Raw genomic sequence first — 6,216 nt, forward strand, 5'->3', positions numbered from 1 at the left:
TGCCTGACCTTTCCCGTGCGTGGAGTCGGGTTTCGTACGACTCCACTGCGGGGCGGCGCGCGCTACGGCTTCAGGAGGTCGACCTTCACGTCCGCCGGGAAGCCCGTGGTCGGCCCGACCCGCCGGGCGAACTCGGCGACCGCCTTCAACTGCGGGGCCCCGAAGCGGAAGTCGAGCGTAGTGAAGTACTGCTCCAGCACCCGCGCGTCGAAGGCCTCCCAGCGGGCCGCCTGTTCGGCGACCTTGCCGACCTCCTCCAGGGACAGGTTGCAGGAGGCAAGGAACGCCTCGTGCACCCGCCTGGTGCCGTCGGGCTCGCGCTCCAGGTAGTCGCGGCGGGCGGCCCACACCGCGAAGACGAACGGCAGGCCCGTCCACTCCTTCCACAGCGCGCCGAGGTCGTGCACGGCCAGGCCGTAGCGCGGGCCGTCGAGGAGGTTGGCGCGCAGGGCGGCGTCGCCGATGAGGACCGCGGCGTCCGCCTCCTGCATCATCAGGCTGAGGTCGGGCGGGCAGGGGTAGTAGTTCGGCGTCACCCCGTAGCGCTCGGCGAGCAGCAGCTGGGCGAGGCGTACGGAGGTCCGTGAGGTGGAGCCGAGGGCGACGCGGGCGCCGTCGAGCTGGTCCAGCGGGACCTGGGAGACGATCACGCAGGACATCACGGGGCCGTCGCAGCCGACCGCGATGTCGGGGAAGGCGACCAGGTCGTCGGCGTTCCTGAGGAACTCGACCAGGGTGATCGGGCCGATGTCCAGATCTCCCCGGACCAGTCCCTCGCTGAGCTTCTCGGGGGTGTCCTTGGTCAGCTCCAGATCCAGGAGCGTTCCGGTTCTCGCGAGCCCCCAGTACAGGGGCAGGCAGTTCAGGAACTGGATGTGGCCGACGCGCGGCCGGGTGCGAGAATTGTCCACATCGCGAGACTAGACCCCGTGCGGTACGGTGCCGGCTTCAGGGCCCCCGAGCAACTTCGGACACCTCCCGGATCCTTGGTGTCAACCCCTGGGTCCAGCATGCGACACTGAGTCGCCAGTTCAGCTCACACCCGTTCAAACTTTCAGGTGAAGTGATCTTGGCCTCTGTTGCTTTCGGCTGCCCGCATGCTAGGCTCGCCGCAAGTTGCAGTTTGGTTTCCTTGCAGTACAGAGCCTGCGGAGCATGTGACCGCGGGCTCTCGTCGTTTTCAGAGACATGCAGTTGTGCGGCGCTTCAGTTTTCACACTTGCAGGTTCTGGAGCAGGGCAACCCTTTGGGCCCAAGGAGGGCTTATGGCTACCGGAACCGTGAAGTGGTTCAACGCCGAAAAGGGCTTTGGTTTCATCGCCCAAGAAGGCGGCGGCCCCGACGTCTTCGTCCACTACTCCGCGATCAACGCGAACGGCTTCCGCTCGCTTGAGGAGAACCAGCAGGTGAGCTTCGACGTGACCCAGGGCCCCAAGGGCCCGCAGGCGGAGAACGTCACGGCCATCTGAGTCGCTGACCCGGAGTTTCGGTCTTCGGTTCCAGGCCTTCGGCTCACGGCCCGCCCGGCCCTTTGAGTCCGATGCTTGATCCGGAACGGACAGCAGTACCCAAGGAGCCCCGCGCGCCATCCGGCGCAGGGGGCTCCTGCTTTTTTCGCGCACATCCTTTTCAGCCGACTGTCCTCGGCCGTCCCGCACGCCCCTCCCTGCGCCCCGCGGCCCTCCAAGGGCACACCGCGCTTCCGGGCGGTGACGGAGAGATCCGCCGCGGGAGCGGGCTCCTCGCGCCGGGGCCCCAGGACCCGCCGGGGCGAACGGCCTGCTGCCGGACGCCGCCGACGCCGTACGCGCGGGTCGAGCCGCCCTACCACTCCACCGGCAGCTCCAGCGGGAAGCGGCGGATCGTCTCCGTGTCCCAGCGGATCTCCCCCGGCGGTACCGCGAGCCGCAGTTCCGGGAAGCGTTCCAGGAGCCGCCCGATGGCCACTTCCAGCTCCGCCATGGCCATCGGTACGGCGATGCACCGGTGGCCGCCCCAGCCGAAGGTCATATGGGGCATGGTGGGGCGGTCAGGGTCGATGACGTCCGGGTCGGGGTAGCGCTCCGGGTCGCGGTTAGCCGTCAGGTACGACACATGGACGTAGTCGCCCGCCCGGATCCTCGCCCCGTCGATCTCCACGTCCTCCAGCGCCACCCGGGGAATGCCGACCCCCTTGCGGAAGGGGATGTAGCGCAGGATCTCGTGCAGCACGGCCGGAAGGGCCTCCGGACCGCTGCGCAGACGCTCCGTCAGCGCGGGACGGGTCAGCAGCAGGTAGACGATGTCGCTGATCTGGCAGGTGGCCGTGTCCTGGCCGCTGAGCACCAGCGTCAGCGCCATGACCGCCAGCTCCTGGTCGTCCAGCGCGTCCTCGCCCTCCCTCGCCGCGGCCAGCGCGCTGATCAGGTCGGGACCGGGGGCACGCCGCCGCTGTTCGACCTGTTCGCCGAAGTACCTCCGCAGCTCGGCCTTGGCCGCCGCGGCCGTCTCACGGCTGTCCGGGCCGGTGGCGAGCAGCTGGTGGACGTACTCCTGCATCCGGTCCCAGTCGTCCTCGGGGATCCCGAGAACGTCGAAGATGGTGCGCCGGGGCAGCGGGTTCGACAGATGCTGCACCAGGTCCGCCGGTGGCCCCTGTGCCTCCATCTCGTCGAGCAGGCTGTCCGCGAGCCGTGTGATGCGCTGCCGCATACGCTCCACCTGCCGCTGGGAGAACGCCTGGGAGGCGAGGTGGCGCAGGCGGCTGCTGTGCGGCGGGTCCATCACATTGATGGACTCGGGGGAGACGATCGGCTCCGGCGTGAGGCGGGGATAGTCGGTGCCGATGATCGCCGCCCGGCTGAACCGCTGGTCGCTGGTCACCTGCCGCACCCCCTCGAACCCGGTGACCAGCCAGGCGTCGCCGTCGCCGTACGGCAGCCGGATACGGGTGAGGGAGTCGCGGGCCATGAGCTTGGCGAGCGAGGGATCGAACTCCAGGCCCTCGCTGAAGTCGAACGGGCACATGAGGGGTTCGTTGCCTGGGGTCATCGTGCGGGTCTCCGTTTCCAGCGGCCTTCTCGTTCCGTGCGCCTGCCGGCCGTTCTCCGTGCGCCCGTCAGTCCTCCGTCAGCGGCCTGACATTGGTGGCCGCCACCGCGGAGCGCAGGCCCCGGGCGAGTTTCAGGGCGTCGCCGACGGCCCAGAAGTGGGCGAAGAACAGTCGGGGTTCGTCCCGCAGGCCGTGGTGGTGCAGTTCGACGAGTTCGGCCCCGGCCCGCCGCAGGGCGCCGAGGGCGTCCTGCACCTCCTCCGCGACGAGGCAGCAGTCGCCGCTGACGGCGGCCCGGCCACCGCCCAGCGGCTGCCAGTTCAGCGCGGTGGTCGACCCCAGGCCCGGCGGCAGGATCAGATCGCCGTCGCTGACGGTCTCCCGGCGGACGAAGAGGCTCTTGTAGATCCCGTCGTCGACGCTGCCCCTGACGCCCAGGGCGGCGTCGATGCCGGCGGTGTCCAGGTCGACGGGGCGCGGCACGGCAGGGGGCGGGGCCTGCCCCGGGGGCGGGGTGCCGGTGCGGTCGAGCGCCGCGCGCAGACTGTGGGCGAGGGCCACCGGGTCGTGGCCGTGGGCGTGGACGTGCACCCACCAGACGTCGGGGCTCTGGGCGAGCAGGTGCTTGTGGAGCGCGGTCTGCTCGATGCCCTGCCGGTGCAGGACGTCGACGAACCCCTGGAGTTCGGCCTCGATGACCACCATGTCGCCCATCACCATCGTGCCGCCGTCGGCATAGCGGACGAAGGCCATGTGGGACGCCAGGGCGAGCGCGGGTTTGACGTGGACCCCGTGGGAGAACACGGCGAGGTCCCGGCGGGCGAAACCCGTGTGGTACATAAGGTTCCGCTTCATGTCGCCCGTCCGGCCGAGCGCCTCGGCGACGCCCTTCCAGTCCGACAGGGCGGTGGGCACGGGACGGATCAGCTCCCGGCTCCGCTCCTTCGTCGTCCCGGTGTACCGGGCGCCGACGCCCGCCGCTGCTGCGGCCAGCAGCGGCGCGATGGTGGCCGCGGCCACCATCCGTCGCCGTGACATACCGGTGCGCGGCCCGGGATCCCGCTGTTGGTGCTGAGCCATCAATGTGTGCCTCCTGACGGGATGGAAGCACGCAGGAACCGGGAGACCGGCCAGCACCGCCGCCGCCCGCGGCCAGGTGGGCTAATCGTTGGCCGGTGAAGGGGGTGGTGTCGCAGGACGCCGGAGGGGCTCGCCTGCCGGAGCGCGGACGCATCCGGAGCGCCCTGGGGCTGCGCCGTGGCTCACGACTCCTGGGCAGCGGCCCGGAGGCGGGCGATTCCCCAGTCCAGGGCCGCGCGGAGATGGTCGGACCGGCCGGTGGAGAGCAGGATCGCGACACCGCCCTGGACACCGGCGAGCAGAGCCGCGGCCGTCTCCTCCGGATCGACGCTGCCGGGTAGGTGTCCGGCCTGCTGCATGGCCCGGACCCCCGCGGCCAGGCTCGCCTGCCAGCGGTTCATCAGGGCGACCACCACGGCCCGCGCGCCGGGCATGGTCCGGCCGACGTACAGGGAGAGCGAGCCCAGCGGGCAGTGGTCGCCCTGCTCCTCGTACCGCCGCACCACGGTGTCCCGCCACCCTTCCCAGGCCTCCCAGGAGTCCAGGCATCCCAGGTAGGGCTGCTGGTCCTCCAGTACCTGCTCGGCCTCGAACTCCGCCACCGCCAGCAGCAGTTCGTCCTTGCCGCCGGGGAAGTAGTGGAACAGCTGGCTCTTGCTGGTCCGTGTCCGTGCCATCACGTCGTCGAGCGTCGCCAGTGGGACGCCCTTCTCGCGGAGCACCTCGGCCGCGCCCTGGATGATCCGGGTCCGCGTGGCCCGGCCCTTGACTGTCAGCGTGCCTGTCATGGGGCGCACCTTCCCGAAAACTGGACCCTGGAGTCCAGTCTACGGGCGGACGGTCCAGATTGGACTTGCTAGTCCATTTTTTGCGACGCAAGGTGGACCGCGTTCCATCCGCACCGAGGGAGTCCGAAGATCATGACCGCACGCTTGCAGCACAAGACCGCCCTGGTCACCGGGGCGACCAGCAACATCGGCCGCGCCATCGCCGTGGCCTTCGCCGCGGAGGGGGCACATGTCGTCGTCTCCGGGCGCAACCGCGAACGGGGAGAGGCGGTCGTGGCCGAGATCCGCTCCCGGGGCGGGCTCGCCGATTTCGTCGCCGCCGACCTGGACGGCAGCCCCGCCGCATCCCGCCGACTGGCGGACGAGGCCCGTCACGCACTCGGCGGACGCCTGGACGTTCTCGTCAACAACGCGGGCGTCTACCCCGGGCCGCCCACTCCCGAGACCGACGAGGAGACATTCGACCGGGTCTTCGCGGTGAACGTCAAGGCACCCTTCTTCCTGACGGCGGCCGTGGCCCCCGCCATGGCCGCGGCCGGGGGAGGTGCCGTCATCAACCTCGGCTCGTGGGTCGCCCGGCTGGGCATCCCGATCGGCACGCTCTACAGCTCCACCAAGGGCGCGCTGGAGACGCTCACCCGGGCCTGGGCCGCGGAGTTCGGGCCGAGCGGGGTTCGCGTCAACGCCATCTCCCCCGGTGTGATCCTCGAGGCCCCGGCCGGTGGAGAGGACAGCCATCCCGCCGGGGCCATGATGAGGGGCACCCCGGCCGGGTCGGTCGGTACCCCCGAGGCCATCGCCCAGGCCGCTGTCTACCTGGCCTCGCAGGAGGCGGGGTTCGTCCACGGGATCACCCTCGATGTGGACGGCGGTCGCACCACGGCGGCGGTGATCGCCGCCTGAGCAGCCGCGTTCCGGCCGGACCTAGGTGCTGCGACCGGAAAGGCAACGGCTCGCGACGCATGGCACGGCACCTCGCCGCGTTGTCGCATCACCCGAGTACATCAAGTACGCGGCCGATGCTCCGCCTTGCGATGCTCCACCAGTCACCGCCGGGAGGCGCCCCCTGCACCGGACGCCGCGAGCTTTCCGGCACACCTTTCCGATCACAGCACTAGTAGGACTCCGTTAGGTTGCTCTGGTTCTTGTGTCTGGGCTGGTGGTAGACGTTCGGGGCAGGGGGCGGTGGCAGGTGGTGCAGGTGCCGGTCCAGCAGTTCAGCAGGTCCTGGATGGCGTCGAGGGTCTGGTAGAGGGTGAGTCCGGTGTATCGGCTTTTGGGGCCAGACGCTGTTCGGTGAGGAATGCGTGGGCGGCG

General features: G+C 70.3%; 6 protein-coding genes. 2 read left to right on the forward strand and 4 right to left on the reverse strand.

The annotated features are described in order from the left end of the window. Positions 1-62 precede the first annotated feature (62 nt). Positions 63-911 carry a menaquinone biosynthesis protein gene (locus ABZ823_RS04800; RefSeq protein ID WP_361653631.1) on the reverse strand — a complete coding sequence of 283 codons (849 nt, stop codon included), beginning with the start codon at positions 909-911 and terminating at the stop codon, positions 63-65. A gap of 354 nt (positions 912-1,265) precedes the next feature. Between ABZ823_RS04800 and ABZ823_RS04805 the strand changes: the two genes are divergently transcribed. Next, complete coding sequence (locus ABZ823_RS04805) at positions 1,266-1,469, forward strand: cold-shock protein (RefSeq protein WP_043442843.1); 204 nt, start codon at positions 1,266-1,268, stop codon at positions 1,467-1,469. Between the two features lie 355 nt (positions 1,470-1,824). Here ABZ823_RS04805 and ABZ823_RS04810 read toward each other — a convergent pair whose 3' ends face one another. The 3 genes from ABZ823_RS04810 to ABZ823_RS04820 all read right to left on the reverse strand — a co-directional run bounded on the left by ABZ823_RS04810 (position 1,825) and on the right by ABZ823_RS04820 (position 4,899). Further along, positions 1,825-3,030 carry a cytochrome P450 gene (locus ABZ823_RS04810; protein ID WP_361653633.1) on the reverse strand — a complete coding sequence of 402 codons (1,206 nt, stop codon included), beginning with the start codon at positions 3,028-3,030 and terminating at the stop codon, positions 1,825-1,827. Positions 3,031-3,097: 67 nt separating this feature from the next. After that, on the reverse strand, positions 3,098-4,111 hold the full coding sequence (locus tag ABZ823_RS04815; protein ID WP_361653635.1) for a DUF1259 domain-containing protein: 1,014 nt from the start codon (positions 4,109-4,111) through the stop codon (positions 3,098-3,100). 182 nt (positions 4,112-4,293) lie between these two features. Next, positions 4,294-4,899, reverse strand: a complete 606-nt coding sequence (locus ABZ823_RS04820) for a TetR/AcrR family transcriptional regulator (protein ID WP_361653637.1) — start codon at positions 4,897-4,899, stop codon at positions 4,294-4,296. Between the two features lie 132 nt (positions 4,900-5,031). Between ABZ823_RS04820 and ABZ823_RS04825 the strand changes: the two genes are divergently transcribed. After that, positions 5,032-5,802 carry a glucose 1-dehydrogenase gene (locus ABZ823_RS04825; protein ID WP_361653639.1) on the forward strand — a complete coding sequence of 257 codons (771 nt, stop codon included), beginning with the start codon at positions 5,032-5,034 and terminating at the stop codon, positions 5,800-5,802. Positions 5,803-6,216: the final 414 nt, after the last annotated feature.

This window comes from Streptomyces sp. NPDC047079, assembly GCF_040643755.1.
In the GTDB taxonomy this organism is placed as follows: Bacteria; Actinomycetota; Actinomycetes; order Streptomycetales; family Streptomycetaceae; genus Streptomyces.